This window comes from Citrobacter sp. Cpo071, assembly GCF_030332765.1.
GTDB lineage: Bacteria > Pseudomonadota > Gammaproteobacteria > Enterobacterales > Enterobacteriaceae > Citrobacter > Citrobacter portucalensis.
In genome coordinates this window covers 310,025-334,658 of the sequence record NZ_JAOWHE010000085.1, presented here as the reverse complement: position 1 = coordinate 334,658, position 24,634 = coordinate 310,025, and the positions used below count along the sequence as shown (strand labels likewise).

General features: G+C 52.4%; 25 protein-coding genes. 9 read left to right on the top strand and 16 right to left on the bottom strand.

What is annotated here, in order from left to right:
• Nucleotides 1–30: 30 nt before the first annotated feature.
• The 7 genes from chbG to osmE all read right to left on the bottom strand — a co-directional run bounded on the left by chbG (nt 31) and on the right by osmE (nt 5,943).
• Nucleotides 31–789, bottom strand: coding sequence for a chitin disaccharide deacetylase (gene chbG / locus OGY09_RS18750; RefSeq protein ID WP_032943153.1), 759 nt, complete (start codon nt 787–789; stop codon nt 31–33).
• 12 nt (nt 790–801) lie between these two features.
• On the bottom strand, nt 802–2,157 hold the full coding sequence (locus OGY09_RS18745) for a 6-phospho-beta-glucosidase (protein ID WP_032943151.1): 1,356 nt from the start codon (nt 2,155–2,157) through the stop codon (nt 802–804).
• A 124-nt stretch (nt 2,158–2,281) separates the two neighbouring features.
• On the bottom strand, nt 2,282–3,124 hold the full coding sequence (chbR, locus tag OGY09_RS18740; protein WP_085951046.1) for a transcriptional regulator ChbR: 843 nt from the start codon (nt 3,122–3,124) through the stop codon (nt 2,282–2,284).
• Between the two features lie 10 nt (nt 3,125–3,134).
• Nucleotides 3,135–3,482 (bottom strand): PTS N,N'-diacetylchitobiose transporter subunit IIA, encoded by a 348-nt coding sequence (gene chbA, locus OGY09_RS18735; protein WP_003832549.1) that lies wholly within the window; start codon nt 3,480–3,482, stop codon nt 3,135–3,137.
• Between the two features lie 54 nt (nt 3,483–3,536).
• Nucleotides 3,537–4,895, bottom strand: a complete 1,359-nt coding sequence (gene chbC, locus OGY09_RS18730) for a PTS N,N'-diacetylchitobiose transporter subunit IIC (protein ID WP_003030619.1) — start codon at nt 4,893–4,895, stop codon at nt 3,537–3,539.
• 87 nt (nt 4,896–4,982) lie between these two features.
• Nucleotides 4,983–5,303 (bottom strand): PTS N,N'-diacetylchitobiose transporter subunit IIB, encoded by a 321-nt coding sequence (gene chbB / locus OGY09_RS18725; protein ID WP_003832547.1) that lies wholly within the window; start codon nt 5,301–5,303, stop codon nt 4,983–4,985.
• Between the two features lie 298 nt (nt 5,304–5,601).
• Entirely contained in the window at nt 5,602–5,943 is a 342-nt protein-coding gene (osmE, locus tag OGY09_RS18720) for an osmotically-inducible lipoprotein OsmE (protein WP_003030621.1), read from the bottom strand.
• A 210-nt stretch (nt 5,944–6,153) separates the two neighbouring features.
• On the opposite strand from osmE, the gene nadE reads away from it, so the two are divergent.
• Together nadE and cho are read left to right on the top strand one after the other, a co-directional pair.
• Nucleotides 6,154–6,984 carry an NAD(+) synthase gene (gene nadE / locus OGY09_RS18715; protein WP_032943150.1) on the top strand — a complete coding sequence of 277 codons (831 nt, stop codon included), beginning with the start codon at nt 6,154–6,156 and terminating at the stop codon, nt 6,982–6,984.
• 131 nt (nt 6,985–7,115) lie between these two features.
• Nucleotides 7,116–8,003, top strand: a complete 888-nt coding sequence (gene cho / locus OGY09_RS18710) for an excinuclease Cho (protein WP_032943148.1) — start codon at nt 7,116–7,118, stop codon at nt 8,001–8,003.
• Here cho and ves read toward each other — a convergent pair.
• The 7 genes from ves to astC form a co-directional block, all read right to left on the bottom strand.
• Nucleotides 7,963–8,538 (bottom strand): environmental stress-induced protein Ves, encoded by a 576-nt coding sequence (gene ves / locus OGY09_RS18705; protein WP_032943147.1) that lies wholly within the window; start codon nt 8,536–8,538, stop codon nt 7,963–7,965. The two genes, cho and ves, sit on opposite strands and share 41 nt — an antisense overlap.
• A 353-nt stretch (nt 8,539–8,891) precedes the next feature.
• Nucleotides 8,892–9,377, bottom strand: coding sequence for an ATP-independent periplasmic protein-refolding chaperone Spy (gene spy / locus OGY09_RS18700; protein ID WP_032943145.1), 486 nt, complete (start codon nt 9,375–9,377; stop codon nt 8,892–8,894).
• 349 nt (nt 9,378–9,726) lie between these two features.
• Entirely contained in the window at nt 9,727–10,692 is a 966-nt protein-coding gene (astE, locus tag OGY09_RS18695) for a succinylglutamate desuccinylase (protein WP_032943143.1), read from the bottom strand.
• Complete coding sequence (gene astB / locus OGY09_RS18690) at nt 10,685–12,028, bottom strand: N-succinylarginine dihydrolase (RefSeq protein WP_032943141.1); 1,344 nt, start codon at nt 12,026–12,028, stop codon at nt 10,685–10,687. Before astB ends, astE begins: the two co-directional genes overlap by 8 nt.
• Nucleotides 12,025–13,503 carry a succinylglutamate-semialdehyde dehydrogenase gene (astD, locus tag OGY09_RS18685; RefSeq protein WP_032943139.1) on the bottom strand — a complete coding sequence of 493 codons (1,479 nt, stop codon included), beginning with the start codon at nt 13,501–13,503 and terminating at the stop codon, nt 12,025–12,027. The genes astB and astD overlap by 4 nt, the downstream gene beginning before the upstream one ends.
• The gene (gene astA / locus OGY09_RS18680) at nt 13,500–14,534 is read right to left on the bottom strand and encodes an arginine N-succinyltransferase (RefSeq protein ID WP_275399017.1); all 1,035 of its coding nucleotides are present in this window, start codon (nt 14,532–14,534) and stop codon (nt 13,500–13,502) included. Before astA ends, astD begins: the two co-directional genes overlap by 4 nt.
• Nucleotides 14,531–15,751: a succinylornithine/acetylornithine transaminase gene (astC, locus tag OGY09_RS18675; RefSeq protein ID WP_048214345.1), complete on the bottom strand. Its 1,221-nt coding sequence runs from the start codon at nt 15,749–15,751 to the stop codon at nt 14,531–14,533. Before astC ends, astA begins: the two co-directional genes overlap by 4 nt.
• A gap of 444 nt (nt 15,752–16,195) precedes the next feature.
• Here astC and xthA point away from each other — a divergent pair, with 444 nt between their 5' ends.
• From xthA to OGY09_RS18640, 7 genes are all read left to right on the top strand, one after another.
• A complete protein-coding gene (gene xthA / locus OGY09_RS18670; protein WP_003030642.1) occupies nt 16,196–17,002 on the top strand; it encodes an exodeoxyribonuclease III in 807 nt (268 codons plus the stop codon).
• Between the two features lie 223 nt (nt 17,003–17,225).
• The gene (locus OGY09_RS18665; protein ID WP_170974252.1) at nt 17,226–17,882 is read left to right on the top strand and encodes a TVP38/TMEM64 family protein; all 657 of its coding nucleotides are present in this window, start codon (nt 17,226–17,228) and stop codon (nt 17,880–17,882) included.
• Nucleotides 17,879–18,589 carry a TVP38/TMEM64 family protein gene (locus tag OGY09_RS18660; RefSeq protein ID WP_286590781.1) on the top strand — a complete coding sequence of 237 codons (711 nt, stop codon included), beginning with the start codon at nt 17,879–17,881 and terminating at the stop codon, nt 18,587–18,589. Before OGY09_RS18665 ends, OGY09_RS18660 begins: the two co-directional genes overlap by 4 nt.
• Nucleotides 18,590–18,621: 32 nt before the next feature.
• Nucleotides 18,622–19,791: an ABC transporter substrate-binding protein gene (locus tag OGY09_RS18655; protein WP_186413478.1), complete on the top strand. Its 1,170-nt coding sequence runs from the start codon at nt 18,622–18,624 to the stop codon at nt 19,789–19,791.
• A complete protein-coding gene (locus OGY09_RS18650; protein WP_275399019.1) occupies nt 19,764–21,299 on the top strand; it encodes an ABC transporter permease family protein in 1,536 nt (511 codons plus the stop codon). The genes OGY09_RS18655 and OGY09_RS18650 overlap by 28 nt, the downstream gene beginning before the upstream one ends.
• Nucleotides 21,299–21,931 (top strand): ATP-binding cassette domain-containing protein, encoded by a 633-nt coding sequence (locus tag OGY09_RS18645; RefSeq protein ID WP_020996449.1) that lies wholly within the window; start codon nt 21,299–21,301, stop codon nt 21,929–21,931. Before OGY09_RS18650 ends, OGY09_RS18645 begins: the two co-directional genes overlap by 1 nt.
• 88 nt (nt 21,932–22,019) lie before the next feature.
• Nucleotides 22,020–23,327: a sulfurtransferase gene (locus OGY09_RS18640; RefSeq protein WP_168978345.1), complete on the top strand. Its 1,308-nt coding sequence runs from the start codon at nt 22,020–22,022 to the stop codon at nt 23,325–23,327.
• 99 nt (nt 23,328–23,426) lie between these two features.
• Here OGY09_RS18640 and OGY09_RS18635 read toward each other — a convergent pair whose 3' ends face one another.
• Together OGY09_RS18635 and OGY09_RS18630 are read right to left on the bottom strand one after the other, a co-directional pair.
• Entirely contained in the window at nt 23,427–24,050 is a 624-nt protein-coding gene (locus OGY09_RS18635; RefSeq protein ID WP_032943127.1) for a CDP-alcohol phosphatidyltransferase family protein, read from the bottom strand.
• Nucleotides 24,043–24,612 (bottom strand): carboxymuconolactone decarboxylase family protein, encoded by a 570-nt coding sequence (locus OGY09_RS18630; RefSeq protein ID WP_275399020.1) that lies wholly within the window; start codon nt 24,610–24,612, stop codon nt 24,043–24,045. The genes OGY09_RS18635 and OGY09_RS18630 overlap by 8 nt, the downstream gene beginning before the upstream one ends.
• Between the last annotated feature and the right edge of the window lie 22 nt (nt 24,613–24,634).

Here is a 24,634-nt window from a genome sequence, read left to right as displayed (position 1 = left end):
CGGCGCACGATTGCGCCGCAAACTCAGGAATTACACGTTCAGAAAACTGCCAAGACGATAACCGCGCTCCGCAATTGCATATTTCAGTGACGAAGACGTCAGCACGTCGAGCTCAGTTAAGCGGGGGTAACAGTAGGCACTTTGACGAATAATGTCATCGATAAAGGCCGGATGACACATCACTTCCAGCGAAGACTCTCCCCGGTCGGCTGACGCATCCAGCGTCTGTAAAAACAGAGCCTCGGAAATCGCTTCGCCGTAAAACTCGCTGCTGAATCCCTGGGAGGTACGTAACGTTTCCGGAAAATCAGACGCCTGAAACACGGTCTGACGATCGATACGCAATGCAATCCCCTTCTCGGCAGCAAACCCGGCTACGATAGGGAAAATTTGCGGGAACATATGCACATGGTGATGGCTATCCAGATGCGTCGGCTCCCGCCCGAACAGGTCAATAAAACGCTGATACTGCGCGGCCAGCTCCTGAGAAATTTCATCCAGCGGCAAAGTGTCCTCCTCTGCCATCTGCCAGATCCATTTCCCCAGTAATCCGTCACGGGTAAGGCCCGGCATTGCCGTCAACGGCCTACCCAGCGTCAGAACAAAATGCATCCCGACGGCAAGTGCAGGTATGTCGCGACTCAGCTGTACCGCATGGTCAATCGCCGCACCGTTAACCAGTGCCGTTGTCGAGGTGACAACGCCATTACGACAGGCTTCAACAATGCCGTAGTTTTGTCCTTTACTCAGGCCAAAATCATCCGCATTCACTATCAGTACGCGTTCCATAGCCGACCTCAGTTAGTGTTGTTCGCTTTTGAGTTTCTCAATGCACCCGGCGAAGTTTGGCAACCATTTTTCATGCGCCAGGATTAGCTCACGCGCCAGAATCTCGGCATCGCTGTCAGAATGCACCAGCGGACTCAGGTTTAACGCCAGCAGCACATCATTCAGCTCGCCGCTCAATGCCGCATTGCTCGCCGCAACCTCAAAGCCTTTGATGGTGTAGATAAGGCCGAGCACTTTCTCATCAAAATGGGTAATACGTGGGTGCGGCGTAGCACCGTTACGTCCGAGCGTGCAGGTCATCTCAACCGCCCAGTCCGCAGGGATGTTATCAACATGTCCATGATGTGGAATGTTGACGTAGTGCTCGGTCTGTTTGTCGTTGTAGATGGCGTTGATCACTTCACAGGCCGCATCGGAGTAATACGCGCCACCGCGCTGCTCCAGCTCTTTCGGCTTAACGTTTAGCTCAGGATTTTTGTAGAGATCAAACAGTTGTTTTTCTACTTTTTGTACTACCTGGGCACGTGCGCCGCCCTTATAGTACTCGCCCATTTCGATCGCCAGCATCTCTTTTGGCTTGAAGTAGTACAGCAAATACGAGCACGGCAGCAGCTTCAGCGAACGAATCAACCCTTCGCTGAACGGCAGGTCGAAAATGTTCTTCACGGTGGAAGCTTTCAGTTGTCCAGAAGCCACGCCGTCCAGCAGTTCATCAAAGCGCGATGTACCGTTCACCAGCACGTCTTTAATAAAGACCATGTGGTTCAGACCGAACAGATCGATGGATAAATCATCGCTCTCTTTCAGCGCCAGCACATCGCTAATAAACATTTTCATGCCGACAGGAATATTACACACGCCGATGAATTTCTTAAAATTCGTGTGGCGATAGACCGCTTCAGTCACCATCCCTGCCGGGTTAGTAAAGTTAATCACCCAGGCATTCGGGCACAGTTCTTCCACATCTTTAATAATATCAAAGATAACCGGAATGGTACGCAGACCTTTGAACAGCCCACCCGCACCGTTGGTTTCCTGTCCCAGATAACCGTGGCTCAGCGGAATGCGTTCATCCTTTTCACGGGCTTTCAGTTGCCCTACGCGCAGTTGGGTGGTAACGAAATCAGCATCTTTCAGTGCTTCACGGCGGTCCAGTGTTTTAAACAACTTCATCGGCACACCCGCTTTGTCGATCATGCGCTGGCAAAGGTCAAAAATAATGTCCAGCTTCTCTTTTCCACCGTCGACATCAACCAGCCACAACTCAGAAACCGGTAATTCATGATAGCGCTTAATAAAGCCTTCAAGTAATTCAGGGGTGTAGCTGCTCCCGCCACCGATAGTGACGACTTTTAATTTCTGGCTCATACTTTCTCCCTTCAGTGTCAAAACACTGACGTGTATTATGCTCAACCCGTTTGTCAGGTATAGCGTGGCTGTCCCGACACTATTTTGGGCAAGCTATAAAAAATGGGTTATTGGCAAATAATATCTACTGATTAAATTCAGTTAATTTCTTACGGTAGCTATTCGGTGTAAACGACGTCAGCTTTTTAAACGTTTTAATAAACAGGCTTGGACTACTGTAGCCAGACTCGTAAGCAATATCCGTTACAGAATAGTTCGTCATTTCCAGCTGTTTTTTAGCAAAGTTAATGCGGATTTCATTAATAATCTGCATCGGCGTTTTGCTGTAATAACGCTGGGTAGCGCGGGTCAGATACTCCTGGGATTTCGCGGACAGGTGTACCATATTTTCCAGCGCATTCTCGCTAAACTGCCGTTTGTCGTGCATGGTCTCGACGGTGGTTTTAAGCCACTGCGGAATATCATCCAGCACCTGCTCTTCGCGATGATGGCGTAACCGATTTATAATATAGAAGGTGACCACTTCTACAAATTCATCTAGCCCGCTCTCACGAAAGTTCAGTGATGCAATAACCGTTTCAATGTAGGTAAGAAACGAGTTATTCGCCCGGTAGACCTGCGATGCAACGAAACAAAATGGCAGCAGCGGGTGATAGTGCTGTTCAAAAAAACGTTTACTGATGCCGACGTTAAGGATCCTTGTCGCACCAAAATCATAAAAACTCTGGTGGTGCGAGCCCAACGGGATAAAGACAAAATCTCCACGTTCTAGCAGTACGCGTTTACCGTTGATTTCCTGATAATAGCGCCCGGTTAAAACCAGGGTAAACTCATAGTAGTCATGCTGATGCAGCCCGCTGATGCTCTCAGTTTTGTTATAGATGAACACATGGAAATTTTTGCCATTAAACAGCTGCTGTTCATAAACGGTTTTGATTTCCGGTGCGTTAATCTGTAGCTGCATTATGCACTCCTCGCTATTTCAGCTTTTCGTGAAGCTCAATCAGTTCAGTCACCAGCTCACGTGCCAGCATTGATGTCATCAGGTGGTCCTGCGCGTGGACCAGCACCAGGCTAACTTTCATTTTACCTTCGCCCTGATCGCCTTCAATCAATTTCGTTTGCACGAGGTGCGCTTCGTTCAGCGCCAGACGAGACTGGTCCATCATGGTCTTAGCTGACTCGAAATCACCCTGCTTGGCCATTTTGAGTGCGCCGTACGCCAGGCTACGCGCCTGACCGGAGTTGATGATGAGGCCCATCACCACTTCTTCAAGTTCTTCTGCTTCTGACTGCGTGTCGACGATGTTCTCGATATCCAACATACTTTTTTCCTCTGGTTCAGTCCGGCATGACCGTAAAGCCATGCCGGATTAAATTTAGAATTTTAATGCGTTAGCGATATCTTCTTCGCTTTCTTCTTGGTCAATAACGTTCTGCGCTTTGTTGGCTACCACCACGAACGGCAGGTAAACCAGCGTTGCGATACCGAGGTTGAACAGCGCGACCAGCAGAGCAGCGACGCTACCGTTGGTGTTAAAGAACGCGCCCAAACCGGTTGGCATAGTCCACGGTGCAATGTTGGTAATCGGTGGAATAATGCCTGAGTAGTAAGCTGCCAGCGTAATCGCCGCCAGAATCGGTTGCACCAGAATGAACGGGATAAACATCACCGGGTTCATGATGATCGGCAGACCGAACAGGATAGGTTCGTTAATCTGGAACAGACCTGACGGCAGTGCCAGCTTAGCAACCTGACGATAGTCAGGACGACGCGATGCCAGGAAGATAGCGATAATCAGACCCAGCGTTGCCCCGCTACCCCCAAGGAAAATATAGGAGTCGAGCATCGGTTTCGCCCAGACGTGGAACGTCTTACCGGCTTCCAGCGCGGCATCTACGGAACCAAACTGTTGGTAGATAGAGATGTTTTCCAGCGCCCATGGCGTCATGATACCGCTGTCCAGCGCAGTCAGCGCCAGTGAACCGTGAATACCGAAGAACCACAGCAGCGGAACAAAAATCACGTAGGCCCAGCCCACCACGCTGCCCAACGACGCCAGCGGAGTTGAAATGGAATCCATAATGATTTGGTGGAAGTTCGTACCCCAGGTGTTCAGTGCCCAGGCGATGATCCCCATAATGGAGAGGATAAGGAAGCCAGGAATCAGCGCAGAGAAAGAGCGCGATACGGATGTCGGTACGCTATCAGGTAATTTAATGACCCAATTGCGACGAACCACAAAGGTGAACATTTCCGCGACCGCAAGGCCGATAATAATACCGGAAATAATATTGGCACCGCCGAGCCAGTTCGCGCCAACGGCATAGGCTTCACCCACGCTATAAGGCGTTACGGTCATAAACGCGGCGACGGATAACAGCCCGGCAGCCAGTGAGTCGACTTTACGTTCTTCTGCCAGCGCCATGCCGATAAAGAACGGTGCCATCAATGACATGATACCCAGCGTACCGTTATAGACGTTTCCACCAATGCCTTTCAAGCTATTCAAAGTTTCAATAGTTGAAGCATCAAGTCGAATGCCCATTGAATAAAAAAACGACCCCTCCCCAAAGCTCAGGAAAACGTTATTGATTAATACAAACATGGCCCCTGCGAGGGTTAACGGCATTAAACGAATAAAGCCGTTCTTGATTGCATTAACGTGTGGCTGCTTTCCAATTTTTACAGCAAAAGGAAGGAGTACCTTTTCAAGTGAAGCAATAGCGTTACTCATAGAAAAATACCCTTAAATACCGCAATTAATAATTGCGGTGAATGTTAATGAAATAACTCTTTGACGGGAAAAATTAAAATAAAATAATTAATTTGCTGCGGCTTTTTTAATTGCTGCAACAGCAGCCTTAAGCACGCCTAAACCATCGACTTTGCCATACAGCAGCGAGTCAATCACTTCCACAGGCTTGTTGGGTAACAAACGCTGAATTTCGGGCAACATATAAGCAATTTGTGGACCTAATAACACGACATCGGCGACAGGACCTTTTTCTCCGGCCAGCGTTTCAGGAAATGCTTCAATAATAACCGGTACTTCGTATTTTTCGGCCTGAGCACGCATCTTCGAAACCAACAATGAAGTCGACATGCCCGCAGAACAAAACAGATAAATGTGTTTCTTTTCCATTAAAACGATCCTCATGTGCGATTATCTGTCAACCAGACACTCCGCAAGCCATAACCTGCATCCATGCTCTGGGTAACTTGCGTCAGCTAAATTACTTTTTTAGGTGGCTGAAATGAGTATACGGGATTGCACCGGCGGATGGTATTTCCTTGACCAACTAAATTGTCTCTCCTTGACCTGTCGTTATGACCCCCCTCACATTTCAGGCAAATAATTCGCGGCAATAAATAAGATCGTTCGGCACAAAAAAACCGGCGCGAAGGCCGGTTCTTCTGAATGCTCAGGCAATAAGCAGTTGTTACTTCTTCGCCGCCTGCGGGTCAGTGTCGTACTCGGCGCAGGTCTGGTAACCGGAGTTAATCACATGTCCGGTGTCGTCTAAAGCAACAAAATAGGTTTCAGCTTTACCATCTCGTTGACCCAGGATGTAGGTCTGGCATGTCCCGCGCGCATGAATCATACTGACTTCAGAAGAAGGTTTACCGGCAATCTGCGCCACCTGCGCCCTGCTCATCCCTTTCTTCACATCTTTCACCACGGGCTGAACAAATTGGTCTTTGGTGCGATCGTAGGCCGTACATCCTGCCAGCATAGTCAAAACAGCCGCTGCGCTTAGAATTCCTGTTAGGTTCTTGTTCATATTCCGTCCTCTTGTATTTCAGCGTGTTATATAAGCCTGGAGCACAACAACACATTTTTCAAGCAATCAGATGATACTTAGGTCGTTTCGGAAAATTCTATTAAAACAAAATGATGTTAGATCAGGCCTGCATCCCTTGTCGTTTGGGTCCCAACGCGTTAGCTTTAACACATCATTTTTTTGATCATTTCATTTTTCGGAGGGGGTTAAATGACTCTGCAGCAAGAGATAATCCAGGCGCTTGGCGCAAAACCGCAAATTAATGCAGAAGAGGAAATTCGCCGCAGCGTGGATTTCTTGAAATCCTACCTGCAAACGTACCCTTTTCTGAAATCACTGGTATTAGGGATAAGCGGCGGACAGGACTCAACGCTCGCGGGAAAACTTTGCCAGATGGCTATTTCCGAGCTTCGCGAAGAAACGGGGAATGACGCGCTGCAGTTTATTGCCGTACGTCTGCCGTATGGCGTTCAGGCTGATGAACAGGACTGTCAGGATGCCATCGCCTTTATCCAACCGGACCGCGTGCTCACAGTAAATATTAAGGGTGCGGTACTGGCCAGTGAACAGGCCCTGCGTGAAGCGGGTATTGAACTGAGCGATTTTGTCCGTGGCAATGAAAAAGCCCGTGAACGTATGAAGGCCCAGTACAGTATCGCCGGAATGACCAGCGGTGTTGTCGTGGGTACCGATCATGCAGCAGAAGCCATCACCGGATTTTTCACCAAATACGGCGATGGCGGTACTGACATTAACCCTATTTTCCGCCTGAACAAGCGTCAGGGTAAGCAGCTGCTTGCCGCGCTGGGTTGCCCTGAACATTTATATAAGAAAGCGCCAACCGCCGACCTCGAAGACGATCGACCTTCTCTGCCGGATGAAGCCGCATTAGGCGTCACCTATGACAACATCGACGATTATCTGGAAGGAAAAACGCTGGCTGCCGACATCGCGAAAAAAATTGAAGGCTGGTATCTGAAGACCGAGCACAAACGTCGCACACCGATCACGGTGTTTGATGACTTCTGGAAAAAAGCGTAATTTTTTTAATCACATATCGCCGGATAGCACTGGGATCACCGCTGTCCGGCCCCTCTTCCTGGTCTGATGCCGCTTTTTTAATCGGTTTCAAACTGCTACACTGGATGAATAACCAGCATCCGGAGTGAGAAGTGGTACGGCGTCAATCAGCCCCACGCCTGACATTTGAGGCAGCGGCAATCTATGAATATCCTGAGCACCTGCGTCCATTTTTGAGTGCGCTTCCCGCCGCGCCAGGTGTCTATCTGTTTCACAGTGAAAGCGACACTATGCCGCTCTATATTGGTAAAAGCGTCAATATTCGCAGCCGCGTGCTGGCGCACCTGCGTACCGCAGACGAAGCGGCAATGCTGCGTCAGGCCAAACGCATTAGCTGGATTTGTACGGCGGGAGAAATTGGTGCCCTGTTGCTGGAAGCGCGGTTGATCAAAGAACAACAGCCGTTGTTTAATAAACGACTGCGGCGCAATCGTCAGCTTTGCGCCTTGCAGCTCACAGACCGAACTGTTCAGGTTGTCTACGCACGAGATATTGATTTCTCCCATGCACCCAATCTGTTTGGCCTGTTTGCCCATCGTCGCGCAGCGCTACAAGCGTTGCAAAACCTCGCGGATGAACAGCAGCTGTGCTACGGCCTGTTGGGGCTGGAACCCCTGAGTCGCGGGCGTGCCTGTTTTCGCTCCGCGCTTAAACGCTGCGCCGGGGCGTGCTGCGGGAAAGAGAGTCATGAAGCGCATCACTCGCGCCTGCTAGAGGCGCTGGAAAGAGTGAGAGTGATTTGCTGGCCATGGAGCAATGCCATTGCCTTGCAAGAAACCGGTGCCGAAATGACACAGTACCATATCATCAACAACTGGCTGTGGCTGGGAGCCGTTTCAACGCTGGATGAAGCGACTACCCTGGCGCGTATGCCAGCAGGCTTTGACCATGATGGCTACAAAATTCTCTGCCGGCCTGTTCTGTCTGGTCAATATGACATTATTGAACTGCATCCGGAGAATGCCCCGGCATCCAGTTAATCTCGCTGAACAGCAATTTTCCCTCACGCTCCAGCAGTCGTAATGTGTGTTTGCCGTCATGCCAGCTCGCACCCTGGTCGGCCGTCAGCAGTTTATCACCCAGTTGCCATGCACCACTGATAACAAACACCACGCCGCCGCGTGAACCAAAGGTCGTAAAGGTGCGATCGGCCACTCTGACTTTTGCCTGGCAAACATCTCGTCGGGTCATGATATTAAAATCCATCGACATCTGCCCTTCCGTCAGCTTTGCTTTTACCACCTTGTCACCGGCAAAGGTAAAAGGTTGATGCTGTTTCAGGGTATGCGTAAAGATGTTCGCTTCTTCCAGAGTGACTTCCCCTCCCTCCAGCAGCGTAATCACGCGCTCTACACCCGGGAAAAGTGAAAATTCACCGTTTGCTGCAATGGAGGCGATACTCGCCCGCCAGTGAAAATCTCGTGTTGCTGGCGGAAAACAGCAAATCTCACGCGTTTCTCCCGCACCATTCCGCCAGAGATTAACCGGCATTTTGCGGATATCAAAGTATTCCATCATCCCTCCAGAAAGGAGCAGCATGGCAGCCTGCCGTAAACAGACAGCCATAAATCATCATTATTATGTTCACCCTGCAGATTATTGTTATCGGCAGCAGAGTTGATTTGCCTTAGCGATGAACCCGGCATTTTGCAAAAAAGAATAACGCGCTGATCCAGGTAGAATTTTCGCGGGCTTCAGGAGAATAGCGTGTCGTGCGTCCGGTGCAATAGGCAGAAATGAAAAAACCGCCGATCCTGCCCACATCGTTATACGTGTTGTGGACAAGAGCGGCGGTCTTGAGTTTGGTTTCACACTGTGCGGCAATCAGCGCGACACAGTGTGAATGATTTAGTGTAGACGCTGATCGATTACTCGGCAGCTTCTGGCATTTTACCTTTCTGCGCTGCACGTTCTGTCAGACGCTTCTCAAAATTGGCATTAAACTGCTTTTTCTGTTCCGGGGTAAGAATGTTGTAAATTTTGTTCTGGGTTTCCATATGCGCCAGCATGTTGGCTTTGCGCTGTTCTTCCATCTTCGCAATCTGCGCTTCGGCTTTCGCTTTATCGAAGCTATCGCTGGCGATGATATCGTGCATTGCACGGCGTTCTTCCAGCGGCGGACGTTTCATCTGATCGCGCTGGCCTTTCATGATTTCGCGAATCTGCTGTTTCTGCGCGTCGGTCAGGTTCAGGTCTTTGAACATCATGTCGTGATGCGGGGCGAACTTGCCGTTGTGGTGCATCATCGGTTTGGCATCCACTGGTGCAGCTGTTGTAGTGTCAGCAGCATGAGCCAGGTTCGCAGCACCCAGCGCCAGAGTAGAGGCAACAAACAGAGCAGTCAGTTTACGCATAATTTCTATCCTTTCTTTCAGTTATTTTTACGACACTCATGCGACTCTTATGCAATGTGATGTCGTGTTGACGAGATTAACTTTACCGGCTTAAGCGTCAATTAATCAGAGCAACGGTAAAACAGTGAAAGTGTAAAAAACAAACTTTCATCAATTATGAAGAAAAAAAGAATAAATTGCGCAGAGTTGCAATAAAAAATTACAACAGGATGATTTTGAAAGGATTATGGAGAACTATACCTGAACCCTGTTTATTAAGAAAGCAACTCACCAGGAATAATCCGTAATAAATAAAAACAGCACGCAAAAATAAGCCCTAAAGGATAATCCTGCAGGGCGAATATATTGATCACAACTTTTCGAGCATCAATCCGGCACGTAAACCGCAGGCCACGTTAGGGTTGGGAAAAAGAACGTATTCAACATCATGGGTGACGATAAAACGTTCATCTCCGTCCTGCGCCAGCAAGGTGCCTTCTTTAAAGGGGGTAAAGTTTAGCGTCTGGTTATCCATGTGGAGAATGAAATCGTCGCTACGACGCGTGATTTGCGACACCACGCGATAACGCAGCGGGGATATTTCTCTCGTCGACACCCGCTCGCCCTGCAGCAATTTCTCCAGTGCGTCTGCCGTTTGTGCAAACTGGGTAAGATCGTTTTGCCCGAACGGCAGCGCTTTACCCAGTTCCAACGTACAGGCCAACGCACCAAAATGTTCCCCGCTAAAATGGGTGAACGTGCCGCCAGGCGTCTGATGGAAAACCAGCGCTTCCAGTCCCGCATCTCCCAGCCATTCAAGAAAATCCTCGTCCCAGGCAACGTTGCGTTGTGGCAATACGCCAAAGCGCAGATGCTGTGAACCGCGGATCGCGGTGTGCAGATCCAAATGCCAGCGCACAGGCTCCTTTGCGCGCGAATAAAAATCTTCAAGACACAGCTCAAGCTCGTGGGCTCGGTGCGTTTCTTCACTCGCGGTAAAAATCTGCCACCGGCCGCCAAACATACGATTCAGGTCGCTATGACAATATCGTTTTCCCGCTGCCAGCGCCTGCGGGTTTCCCAGAATCACCAGCAGCCGCCATGTCAGTGTCAGCTCGCCGCTAAACAGACTGGAAAGCAATGAATCGAGTATCTCTACCGGCGCGGTTTCATTGCCATGGATCCCCGCAGACAGCACCAGTGAATGTTCAACGGGTGCAAGCGGCGTCAGTTCCAGAATTCCGTGACCGATCCACTGCCAGTCAAAACCATGAGTGGTTCCTTGCGTTTTCTCTGGAGTGGCGCCTGCGAGCGTGATCGCCAGAAAGTTATCCATGGCGCATCCCCTCCTGCTGGAAAGGATACACTGAGCCGAGGTTGAGCAATTGCGTCAGCGTATCCAGCGCTTCACGCCCCTCGCGCAACAGCTGTGGGTCGGCAAGGTCGGCAGCGGTAAGACGATCGCGATAGTAACGGTCAACCCAGTTATTCAACGTGTTAAACAGCGTGTCGTTCATGATAACCGCCGGATTCACCGCCTGCTGTTCCTGCGGGGTGAGCACCACTCTCAGGCGCAAGCATGCCGGACCACCGCCGTTGGACATACTTTCACGCAGATCGAATACCCGCAGGTCATCGATCGGATTGTCTTCCTCGAGAAGCCAGTTCAAATACCGCCACACGCCAGCATGCTCCCGACACTCCTGCGGCAGGACCAGCATCATCGAACCGTCACTACGACTCAGTAACTGACTGTTAAACAGATAAGTGGTCACGGCATCCTGCACCGACACTTCCGCTGTCGGGACTTCCAGCGGGGTAAAACCTGCCACCTGACTGCGCAAATGCTCTAACAATGCCTGCTGTCTGACAAACGCCTGCTGATGACAAAACAGCACCTGGCGATTCGATACCGCAATCACATCGTTATGGAACACGCCAAGATCGATAACGTCCGGGTTTTGCTGGGCAAAAATGCGCTGAAGTGGGTTGACCTGATTCAGTCGCGCGACCGCTTCGCTGGCCTCACGGGATTGCCTTGCCGGATAGCGCTTCGGTTGGGATGCATTGCCTTCTTCACGACCGTAAACAAACAGCTGTACGCCGGGGTCACCGTAATCGCCACCCAGGCGGTTATGGTTTGCCGCCCCTTCATCGCCAAATAGCGCAACCTGGGGTAACGCACCGTGGACCGCAAAGCTATTCTCATCACGGAAAATCGCCCGTAACAATGCTTCGGTAGTAGGCGCTTCCAGTGAACGGTGGAACTTATTATTCAGATTCGCCACCGTCAGATGCACTTTCCCGTCCAGCGAGTCTGCCGAAGGGCAAACCGTTGCCGCATTCGCTACCCACATAGGCGATGCGGAGCTGGCACTGGAGAGCCAGTGAGGCGCCTGACGCGACACTTTATCCAGCACCTGTTCGTCACTGCCGCTAAAACCCAACTGACGCAGAACCGGAATATAAGGCCGCTCGTGGGGCGGGATCACCGCCTGAGGAAATCCTGCATCCGCCAGTGCTTTCATCTTTAGCAGACCTTGCTTTGCCGCCAGACGCGGGTTCGACACCTGAAATCGATGTTTGGTTGAGGCCTCATTACCAAATGACAATCCAGCATAGTGGTGAGTTAGCCCCACCAGACCATCAAAATTTACCTCACGGGCTTTCATAGCTTATCCTCGCGAGAAAAATCCAGTCCGGGGCTAAGCGCCGTTGGCAGCGTTAGGGCCGGGGATTCCAGACTTGCCATCGGCCAGGCGCAATAATCTGCGGCATACCACGCGCTGGCGCGATGGTTCCCGGAAGCGCCTACACCGCCAAACGGTGCGGTACTCGCAGCGCCGGTTAACGGCTTATTCCAGTTGACGATCCCTGCCCGCGCCTCCAACAGTAGCTGTTCAAACTGGCCGCGATCGGGCGAAACTAACCCACACGACAATCCAAAGCGGGTGTTGTTCGCCATACGAATCGCATCATCAAAGCTGTCATAACGCCAGACGCCGAGCAGCGGACCGAAAACCTCTTCATCAGGTACGTTCCCCGCCCCGGTCAGTTCGATGATTCCAGGGGTCAACAGTGACGTTCCGGCATTTAACAGACGTGGCGCTAACAGCGTACGGCCGCCCAACGACGCCAGACGCTGCCAGGCATCATAGACGTGTTGCGCTGCCTGTTCGGAAATTAGTCCACCCATAAATGGCTGCGGTTGTGCATCCCAGTTGCCGGGCATTAAACGCTGACTAACCTCCACCAGACGCTTCAGGAACGCATCACCCTGCGCGCCTTTTTTTACGAGCAGGCGGCGGGCACAGGTACAGCGCTGTCCGGCGGTGACAAATGCGGACTGAATGGTCAGATGCACTGCGGCATCAATATCTTCCGGATTCTCAATAATCAGCGGGTTGTTGCCCCCCATCTCCAGGGCAAGGATTTTTTCCGGCTGGCCGGATAACTGCTTATGCAGCTGATAACCGGTATTCGCACTGCCGGTAAACAGCAGGCCATCAAGGTCTTCCAGCGCACTCAGCGCCTGTCCCGTTTCACGTCCGCCCTGCACCAGATTCAGCACGCCCGGCGGCAACCCCGCCTGCTCCCACAGTTTTGTTACTGCTTCACCGGTCCACGGCGTCAACTCGCTGGGTTTGAAAATCAACGTATTGCCTGCCAGCAATGCCGGAACAATATGACCATTGGGTAAATGACCGGGGAAGTTATACGGACCAAAAACCGCCAGCACGCCGTGTGGGCGATGGCGCAACGTTGCCGCACCATCCGGTAGTTCGCTGTGCTGCTCACCGGTACGGGCATGATAAGCTTTGACGGAGATGGCGATTTTATTGATCATCGCCGTCAGTTCAGTCGCGGCTTCCCAATGAGGTTTTCCGGTTTCCTTGGCGATAATCTGAGTTAGCTCGGCTTTATTGCTTTCCAGTAATAAAGCAAACTTTTCAACAATAGTCTGGCGTGCGCTGAAAGGCTGTTTAGCCCAACCGGCAAAGGCTGCGCGTGCGGCCTGGCACGCTTGCGTCACCTGCATTGCATCTGCATCATTACCGTGCCACAGCACATCACCGCTTACCGGGTTGGTTTTCACCCGACGCTCGCCCAGCCCCGTCACCCAGTCACCGTTTATCCATAGTGTCATGCTGTTTTCTCCTCTGCACAAAGACGTACAAAACGTACATGGTCGCCCGCGTGGCATTTCAGGGCATCCAGTTGCGCCGCCGTCAGTACCAGACGTTGGGTATCCGGGTCTGCGCGAACCAGCATGACGCGGAAGTTTTGATAGTTTTCATTGGCAACCAGACAGGCCGGATAATCACCGGTTGCTGGCTGACCTTCCGCCACTTCCACCAGTCGGCTTTTACGGATAGCCCGCACCCGGTCAATATCACATTCCAGGGTCGGCCCGCCGTCGAAAATATCGACATAGTTACGGTAGCGAAACCCTTCTTTCTCCAGCACTGCCCGAGCAGGAGCCGTTTGCGGATGTACCTGACCAATCACGCTTTGCGCTTCATCAGACAAGAAATGGGTATAAATCGGATGCTTAGGCATCAGTTCAGCAATAAAGGCTTTCTGTCCTGTCCCGCAGAGAAAATCCGCCCGGCTGAACTCCATTGAGAAAAAGCGTTTACCAAGGCTTTGCCAAAACGGCGAGTAACCGTGCTTATCAATCACGCCGCGCATTTCGGCCACGACTTTCTCATTAAATCGGTCGCGAAAGGCCGCCATAAACATAAAGCGCGATTTTGACAGCAAATAGCCGTTGCCTTCTTTTCGCCAGTCCGGATCGAGAAACAGCGTGCAAAGCTCGCTGCTACCTGTGTGATCGTTACTCAGAAACAGCGTCGGCAGTGCGTTATAGACATTCAGTTCTTTCGAGGCGTGGACCAGGGTACCAACCCGGTAGTTGTACCAGGGATCGTTAAGCCCTACCGCTACCTCAATGGCGCAAATCCCGGCCACGGTTCCGCTGGTACTGTCTTCAAGCACAAACACATATCCCTGCTCACTTTTTGGCAACTCACCGCGCCAGGTTTGGAGTGAACGTTCGATACGCGCCATCAGCGTAGCTTCATTCGCCGGTAGCGAGGTCAACCCGCCGCCGGTCTTACTGGCAAGCTGCATCAACGCGGTGATATCCGCGCGTTCAATGGGACGAATCACCATCATGATGAACCTCCTGCTTTAATGCGTTCGCAGGCCAGCGCAAAGCGATCCAGTCCGGTGGCGACTTCTTCTTCGCTGACGTTGAGCGCTGGCGCAAAACGCACCACGTTAGCGCCAGCGATCAGTACCATCACCCCGGCAACAGCCGCTTCTTGCGAGATGAGTTTCGCTTTCCCGGCAAATTCCGCGTTCAGCACGCAGCCGATCAGCAGTCCGAGTCCACGAATTTCACTAAACAGTCCAAAACGTTCGTTAATGGCGTTTATACGCTCCACAAACCAGTCGTGGCGCTGTTTTACTCCGTTGAGCACTTCCGGTGTATTCACAATTTCCAGCAATTTACCTGCCACCGCCGTCGCCAGCGGGTTTCCGCCGTACGTTGTACCGTGTGTACCAACCGTCATCACACTGGCGCAACGCTCTGTCGCCAACAGTGCGCCGATGGGGAAACCACCGCCCAGCGCTTTTGCTGTCGTCAGCAGATCCGGCGTCACGCCGTAGTGCATATAGGCATACAGTTCCCCGGTACGGCCAACGCCGGTCTGAACTTCATCAAAAATCAGCAGCGCATTATGGCGATCGCATAACTCACGTAGCCCCTGCAAAAAGGCTTTTGTTGCCGGTACCACACCGCCTTCACCCTGCACAGGCTCCACGATAACCGCACAGGTGGTGTCATCAATCAGTTGGCTGGCAGAATCGAGATCGTTGTATACGGCATGACGGATATCCGGCGGCAGCGGCGCGAAATCCTGTGAGTAGGCAGGCTGTCCTCCGGCGCTGACGGTAAACAGCGTGCGTCCATGGAAAGCATTTTTAAACGCTACAATCCCGCTCTTCTGACTGCCAAAACGATCGTGGGCATATTTACGCGCCAGTTTTAGTGCCGCTTCGTTGGCTTCCGCACCGGAGTTACAGAAGAAAATGCGCTCGGCGAAGGTGGCGTCAATCAGCTTTTTCGCCAGACGCAGTACCGGCTCGTTGGTGTAGCCATTTCCCGTATGCCAGAATTTGCTCGCCTGGTCGTTTAATGCCTCGCGCAATGCCGGGTGGGCGTGACCCAGCGCGTTAACCGCAATGCCTCCCGCGAAATCGATATACTCTTTACCCTGCTGATCCCACAGGCGTGAACCTTCACCCCGCACCGGAATAAAAGGGGCCGGAGCATATACGGGCATCATCCATTCATCAAAATTTTCACGCGTAATTGACAGAGACATAGCGACCTCAACGGTAAATAAAAGGTTATTTATATGTTAATAAATATAGTGTTTGCGGTGTAAATGTAGATTGCAGGGTTCGTGCCAGCCAGCGAAAAAAGTGCATAAACGGAGGTCGATGACGAAATATCAACAGGTTACAACGTGGCGATATTCACTACATGTGCATATAAAGTGAATATGTTTGCGCATCAGGCGACTAAACAGAGGAAAAAACGCAGTTTTATTCAGTCGCCAAATATAATTCTGGAATTGTGATCGTATACGAAATTTTTCGGAAATTATTGCTCCATTCCGACGCGCTTCGCGCCAAAACGGTGCAGTTTTTGCTCCATCGTTAACACCATTAGCAATCATTGTTGGAATCAGGTGACAAGAAGCAGTCAGCCTGCAGAAATTCTGCTACCATCCTTGCACTATTCATCTTGCAAAGTGGCAGCGACTATGAAATTTGTCTCTTTTAATATCAACGGCCTGCGTGCCCGTCCCCATCAACTGGCAGCCATTGTCGAAAAACACCAACCGGATGTTATTGGCTTACAGGAGACAAAAGTCCACGACGATATGTTCCCTCTCGAAGAGGTAGCAAAGCTCGGTTACAACGTCTTTTATCACGGCCAGAAAGGTCATTACGGCGTGGCGTTGTTAACGAAAGAAACGCCAATTGCGGTACGTCGTGGCTTCCCGGGCGATGACGAAGAAGCGCAGCGTCGGATCATCATGGCAGAAATTCCGTCCCCTCTGGGCAGCATCACGGTGATCAACGGCTACTTCCCGCAAGGAGAAAGCCGTGACCATGAAACCAAATTCCCGGCCAAAGCCGCGTTTTATCAGAACCTGCAAAACTATCTGGAGACTGAACTGAAGCGCGACAATCCGGTATTGATTATGGGCGATATGAATATCAGCCCAACCGATCTCGATATCGGCATTGGCGAAGAAAACCGTAAACGCTGGCTGCGTACCGGTAAATGTTCCTTCCTGCCGGAGGAGCGTGAGTGGATGGAACGCCTGCTGGGCTGGGGTCTGGTGGATACCTACCGTCACGCAAATCCTGAAAAGAATGATCAGTTCTCGTGGTTTGATTATCGCTCAAAAGGCTTTGACGATAACCGTGGTCTGCGTATCGACCTGCTGCTGGCGAGCAACCCATTGGCGGAACGCTGCGAAGAAACCGGCATCGACTATGAAATTCGCAGCATGGAAAAACCGTCCGACCATGCGCCTGTATGGGCTAAATTCCGCGTCTGACCTTCTGCGCCTTTTTACTCTCCGGGCCCGGCCTGGAGAGTCTGTTTATTCTGTGCAAAATCAATAAAGTGACGGTAATACATTGTTACGGCCGGGAATTTATTATATCTTCGCGCGCGCTTTTCGCTGACGAAAATGCTCCATTGCACTCGGTTTTACAGGAGAACCCCCATGAAAAAGAAGTTCGCATAAAGCAGAATACCGGCTGCTGATTGTCGCGGTCCTGTTCTGCGTTCTGGCGGGAGTTTTCCATCATTATGGTCTGACCGACCTGATAACCAATTTCCATCATTTACAAGACGTCATCCGCCAAAGCGGTATGTTCGGCTATACGCTTTATATCCTGCTGTTTATTGTTGCTGCGCTGTGTCTGATCCCAGGCAGCATCCTGGTGATCGTCGGCGGTGTGCTGTTTGGCCCCGTGGCTGGGACGCTTATCTCGTTAGTGGCAGCAACCGTGGCCTCGGCGCTGTCGTTTTTGCTGGCTCGCTGGCTTGGACGGGATCTACTACTGAAATACGTTGGGCACACGGCAACGTTTCAGGCTATCGAAAAAGGCATTGCCCATAGCGGAGTAGACTTTCTAATCCTGACCCGGCTCGTACCGCTGTTCCCCTATAATATTCAAAATTACGCCTATGGGCTGACGGCCATTCCGTTCTGGTCATTTACCGTAATATCGGCACTTACCACCTTACCCGGCATCTTTATCTATACGCTGATGTCGCATGAACTCGCCAGCGAAGGCATTACCCTGGTATTCATCGGTAAGCTCAGCGTGGCAGGGCTGGCGTTATTCGCCCTCGTTCAGGCAGCCAAAGCCTGGGCCCGATATAAGCATATCGATCCGTCAGCCAACCATGAGTGTACAGGTAAATGATAAAACGGAATAAAGCGCGGCTGGCTCGCTATTACCGGGTGGGTTTGATTGCTCTGCTACTGCTCGGGCTAATGGCATGGGCATGGATACCTGGCGTGAGTGATTTTCTCCACGGCAGCCTGGCAGCATTTACCACACTCGATCAGCATGCTCTTGAGAACTTTATTCGTTCTTATGGAACCCAGGCGGCGGTGGTGTCGTTCTTCCTGATGATCTTACAGGCCATCGTTGCACCGCTTCCTGCGTTTGTGATCACGTTTGCCAATGCCTCGCTGTTTGGCGCATTTTGGGGCGGCGTACTATCCTGGAGCAGCGCAATGGCAGGTGCGGCGCTGTGCTTTTTTATCGCCCGCACTTTAGGTCGCGGTGCGGTAGAAAAGCTGACCGGAAAAACGGTGCTGAACAATATGGACGCTTTTTTCGAGCGCTATGGTAAGCACACTATTCTGGTCTGCCGCCTGTTACCTTTTGTGCCGTTCGACCCGGTAAGCTACGCGGCTGGCCTGACCTCAATTCGTTTTCGCCATTTTTTCATCGCCACCGGCATCGGACAGTTACCCGCCACTATCGTCTACTCATGGGCGGGAAGCCTGTTAACCGGCGACACATTTTGGTTTGTGACGGGTCTGTTTGTCCTGTTTGCCCTAAGCGTGGTGATATCGGTGGCGAGAAGCCTTTATCTTGAGCGCCAACGGAAAAAAAGCTGAGACCTTCCCCCATTTTTAGCCATGGAGATATTATGCGTTACTGCTTATTGTGTCTGAGTTTGTTGCTCTGCCCGCTGGCGACGTTTGCCCAGGACGCCAGCTGGCAGCAAATCAAAAATGACGCCCGTGGTCAAACGGTGTGGTTCAACGCCTGGGGTGGTGACAATGCAGTTAACCAGTATCTCGACTGGGTTAGCGGCGAGATGAAAACGCACTACGACATTAACCTGAAAATCGTGCGCCTGGCAGACGCCGCCGATGCCGTAAAACGCATCCAGACGGAAGCGGCATCCGGGCGAAAAACCGGCGGCTCTGTCGATTTACTGTGGGTTAACGGCGAAAACTTCCGTACGCTAAAAGAAGCCGGGCTGCTGCAAACCCAGTGGGCACAATCGCTGCCTAACTGGCGCTATGTTGATACACAAAAACCGGTGACCGAAGATTTCTCCGTTCCAACAGAGGGGGCTGAATCACCGTGGGGCGGTGCCCAACTCACCTTTATTGCCCGGCGCGATCTCACCGCGCAGCCGCCGTTATCTCCGCAGGCACTTCTTGAATTTGCGCAGGCGCACCCTGGCACGGTGACCTATCCACGCCCGCCAGACTTTACCGGAACTGCTTTTCTTGAGCAGTTGCTAATTTCGCTCACCACCAAACCACAGGCATTGAAAGTTGCGCCAGATGCAGCGACATTCGCCGAAGTTACCGCGCCATTGTGGCAGTATCTTGATACCTTGCATCCTGTACTTTGGCGTGAAGGCAAAGATTTTCCGCCCACGCCAGCACGAATGGATTCACTTCTCAATAGCGGTACCCTGCGTTTATCATTGACCTTTAACCCTGCCCACGCGCAGCAAAAAGTAGCCAGCGGCGAGTTGCCTAAAAGCAGCTACAGTTTTGGTTTCTCACAGGGCATGCTCGGCAACGTGCACTTTGTTGCCATTCCGGCGAATACCCACGCCAGTGCCGGAGCAAAAGTCGTGGCAAACTTCCTGCTTTCTCCTGAAGCACAACTGCGCAAAGCTGACCCGGCTGTCTGGGGAGATCCTTCGGTGCTTGATCCACAAAAATTGCCTGACGAACAGCGTGATGCGCTGCTGGCGCGGATCCCACAGGGGCTCCCTGCCGTGTTGCCAGAACCGCATGCAGCCTGGGTAAACGCTCTGGAACAAGAATGGCTACGCCGCTACGGTACGCATTAATTCTGCTACTCTGGGCCATCATGGCGGCAGTTTATCTGCCGTTGGCGCCAGCGGCATGGTCTCTGATAACACCGGCGCTTAGTACCACACACTGGCTGGCGCTCTTTGCCGATCCTCAACTCCCGCAGGCGTTACTGGCAACGCTGGTTTCCGTCGGCCTCGCGGCTGGGGGCGCGCTGATTATCGCGCTGCTGGCGATCCTCGCCTTGTGGCCCGGCGCAGGCTGGGTACGTCTGTATACGCGTCTTCCGTGGCTGCTGGCAATTCCGCACGTTGCCTTCGCCACGAGCGTGCTGTTGGTTTTTGCTGAAGGCGGCCTGCTCTGGCAATGGCTCCCGTTCCTCAGCCCACAGCCGGACCGCTACGGCATTGGACTTGGCGTAACGCTGGCGGTGAAAGAGAGCGCTTTTTTGTTATGGATTCTCTCGGCCCTGCTGAGTGAAAAACAACTTTCTCAGCAGGTTATCGTATTGGATTCGCTGGGTTACAGCCGACTGCAATGCCTGAACTGGCTGGTTCTGCCCGCTATCGGCCCGGCATTAGGTAAAGCTATGCTGGCGATTGTTGCCTGGTCACTCTCCGTTGTTGATGTGGCAATCGTTCTTGGTCCCGGCAATCCGCCAACGCTTGCCGTATTGAGCTGGCAGTGGCTCAGTCAGGGCGACGTCGAACAGCAGGCGAAAGGCGCACTTGCCAGTCTGTTGCTGGTGCTGTTGCTCCTAGTTATCGCGCTGGTGGGTTATCTGCTCTGGCGTGCCTGGCGACATACTATTCCGGCAGTAAACGGTGAACGCCAGCATTTTTCATCTATGACAATCGTACGCCCGCTGGTACAGATTTTGCCCGTCAGCGGTGTGGTATGCGCGCTGGTACTGGCGCTTATCGCCAGCTATTCCTCGCTAAACAACGAGGCGCTCAGCAATAGCCTGCAACTGGGGCTCCTTTCCAGCGTGCTGGCGCTTCTGATACTTTTTGCCTGGCTGGAATGGGGTCCACAAACCGGACACCGCTGGGTCTGGCTACCGCTCATTTTGCCTGCGCTACCGCTGGTAACCGGACAATATCTGCTGGCGTTATATGCCGAACAAGATGGACTGATGACGACCATTATCTGGGGCCACCTGCTGTGGGTGATGCCCTGGATGCTATTTGTGCTTAAACCGGCGTGGCAGCGCATTGACCCACGATTAATTTTGATTGCGCAAACCCTGGGCTGGACGCGGGGGCGGATATTCTGGCTGGTGAAATGCCCGCAGCTGGCGCGCCCGGCATTGATTGCCTTCGCGGTTGGCTTCTCGGTTAGTATCGCCCAGTATATGCCAACGCTGTGGCTAGGTGCCGGACGCTATCCCACGTTAACCACCGAAGCGGTGGCATTAAGCAGCGGCGGTAGCAGTGCGATTCTGGCAACACAAGCGTTGTGGCAGCTGCTTTTACCACTGCTCGTTTTCGCACTTGCAGCCTTTCTCGCCGCGTGGATCGGCCGCTTTCGACAAGGACTCCGCTAATGCTTACCATACGAGGCGTTTCGTTGTACCAGGGCGCGAAAGCGCTGGTGAAAGACGTTAATTTTCAGGTTAACAAAAGTGACATTGTCACAATTATGGGACCTTCCGGCAGCGGGAAATCTTCGCTGTTTTCATGGATGATCGGGGCGTTATCTCCCCAGTTCCAGTCCTCAGGCGAACTTTGGCTTAATGAACGACGCATCGATACGTTACCTACCACGCAGCGCCAGATTGGCATTTTGTTCCAGGATGCGCTGCTGTTTGACCATTTCAGCGTTGGGCAGAATTTACTGCTAGCCTTACCCGCCAGACTGCAAGGTCCTGCCAGGCGTCATGAGGTAGAAAGCGCCCTCGCACGCGCGGACCTGGCAGGATTTTATTCACGCGATCCGGCTTCGCTCTCCGGTGGGCAGCGTTCGCGGGTCGCCCTGCTCCGCGCGCTGCTGGCGCAGCCCCAGGCGCTGTTACTTGATGAACCCTTTAGCAGGCTGGATGCGTCGCTACGCGATAACTTTCGCCAATGGGTCTTCACCGAGGTGTGTAAATTGGGGATCCCGGTGGTACAGGTGACACATGACGCGCAGGACGTACCGCCTGCAGGCCGCGTATTTCAGATGGAAAACTGGGCGTGAATGTGGCGATATGCTGCGTTAACGCAAGGTTTTTACGTAACTGGCGGCACAGAATGTCGTCTTCTTTTTTTCAACGTCGGGCTATTCGATGAAACGTGTTTCTCAAATGACCGCGCTGGCACTGGCTTTAGGGCTCGCTTGCGCTTCTTCCTGGGCTGCTGAAACAGCACAGACGCTCACCCTCAACCAGTTACAGCAAAAGCAAGGCGCGGCGATCGATACCCGTCAGAGCGCTTTTTACAACGGCTGGCCACAATCGCTCAATGGTCCTTCAGGACACGAACCTTCCGCACTGAACCTGTCTGCCGCCTGGCTCGACAAGATGAATGATGAACAACTCAGCGCCTGGGTTAAGTCACATCAACTTAAGACCGACGCTCCGGTGGCGCTGTATGGCAGTGATAACGACATGCAGGCCGTTAAATCCCGTCTGCAAAAAGTTGGCTTTAACCAGATTTCAACCCTCAGCGATGCGCTGACAGATCCTGCGCGTCTGCAACGTCTGCCGCACTTCGAACAGTTGGTCTACCCACAGTGGCTGCACAATCTTCAGCAGGGTAAAGACGTGACTGCCAAACCGGCGGGTGACTGGAAAGTGATTGAAGCCGCCTGGGGCGCGCCGAAGTTGTATCTGCTCAGCCACATCCCCGGCGCGGGCTACATTGATACCAATGAAGTTGAAAGCGAACCGCTGTGGAATAAAGTTTCCGATGAGCAGCTTAAAGCGATGCTGGCGAAACACGGTATCCGCCACGACACCACGGTAATTTTATACGGCCGCGATGTCTATGCCGCCGCACGCGTGGCACAAATTATGTTGTACGCAGGCGTGAAAGACGTTCGTCTGCTCGACGGCGGTTGGCAAACCTGGTCCGACTCAGGTTTACCGGTCGAACGCGGCACTCCGCCAACGGTGAAACCAGAACCTGATTTCGGCGTAAAAATCCCTGCCCAGCCGCAGCTGATGCTCGATACGGAACAGGCTCGCGGTCTGCTGCATCGCCAGGATGCGTCTTTGGTAAGCATTCGTTCATGGCCAGAATTTGTCGGTACTACCAGCGGCTACAGCTACATTAAGCCAAAAGGCGAGATCGCAGGCGCGCGTTGGGGCCACGCGGGCAGCGACTCTACCCATATGGAAGATTTCCATAACCCGGATGGCACCATGCGCAGCGCGGATGACATCGCCGCCATGTGGAAGCAATGGAATATCCTGCCGAATCAACAGGTCTCTTTCTATTGCGGTACCGGCTGGCGTGCTTCAGAAACGTTTATGTATGCCCGCGCGATGGGCTGGAAAAACGTCTCTGTTTACGATGGTGGCTGGTACGAGTGGAGCAGCAATCCGAAAAACCCGGTCGCCAGCGGTGAACGGGGTCCGGACGCCAGCAAGTAAGACAGGCATTATTGCCGGATGCGGCGAGAACGCTTTACCCAGCTACCTATATCATTGTTGTAGGCCGGATAAGCGAAGCGCATCCGGCAACGCATTACCTTACATCTGACGCTGAACGGTTTTCAGCGTCAGATATCCGCTCCAGATCCGGGTGAACGTTGTCATCCAGCACAACGCGCCAAAGATCCACGCCAGCACGGCAAAATAGTCCGGGAACAGACACCCCAACACAAACAGCAAAATTGTCTCAGTTCCTTCGGTCAGCCCGCCAAGATAATAAAACGATTTATGCGCGTAACCGGGGTTATCAATCTGATGTTTCGCTGCCAGTGCGGCGAAGGCCAGAAAGCTGCTACCGGTGCCAATAAACGCGAACAACAGCCAACTGCCTGCCAGCGCATTTTGCGCCGGAGCGGCAAGAATAAAGCCAAACGGCACAAGGGCGTAAAACAGAAAATCGAGCGATATATCGAGAAATCCGCCGGCGTCGGATAACCCTCTGCGCCGTGCCAGCGCCCCATCCAGTCCGTCAAACAACCGATTGAGCACAATGGCCACCAGCGCCGCCAGATACCAGCCTAACGCCAGAAATGGCAACGCCAGCACGCCAATGGCAAATCCGACCAGCGTAAGTCCGTCCGGGGTAATCGCCGGTTTATCGATAATACCTACGCACCGATGCAACAGCGGTTTTAATCGTGGATGAAGATGGCGGTCAAGCATGCGGGCGTCCTTTAAAACTGTCGCACAGTCCCTGCGAGGGAATATCGAGAGCGGCATTAAAACGCGCCGAGAGATTTTGAAACGCAATCAGCGCGGTCATTTCAGCAATCGCGGTATCGGTAAAATACTGCTTCATCTGCACTTTCAGCGCATCGTCAACCTGTGGAGGCGTTGCGGTAACCGCATCGGCATAGGCCAGCGCTACGCGCTCTTCTGCACTGAACAGCGTCGAATCTTGCCAGGTGGCAACCTGCATGACTTTATCCAGCGCGCCACAGCGTTCTGCCAGCCGTAAACTATTCGCATCAACACAGAAAGCACAGTGGCAGACCTGAGAAACGCGGGTCATCAACAACGCGCGCATCACCGGCGTTAAGCGCGCCTTTTTACGCTCCAGAAACCCGACAAACAGCGCCACCAGCCAGAACAGAAACGGCATCCGCCCCCACCAGCGCGTGGGATGCAGCACATCGCCATAATGTTTTTTCTGCGTGGCAACGAGCGGTTTTAAACTGGAAGGGATACGCGTTAACGGCTTTACCCACGACTGAGGTTCGTTCAACGGTGGCTCCTGAATACTTTAG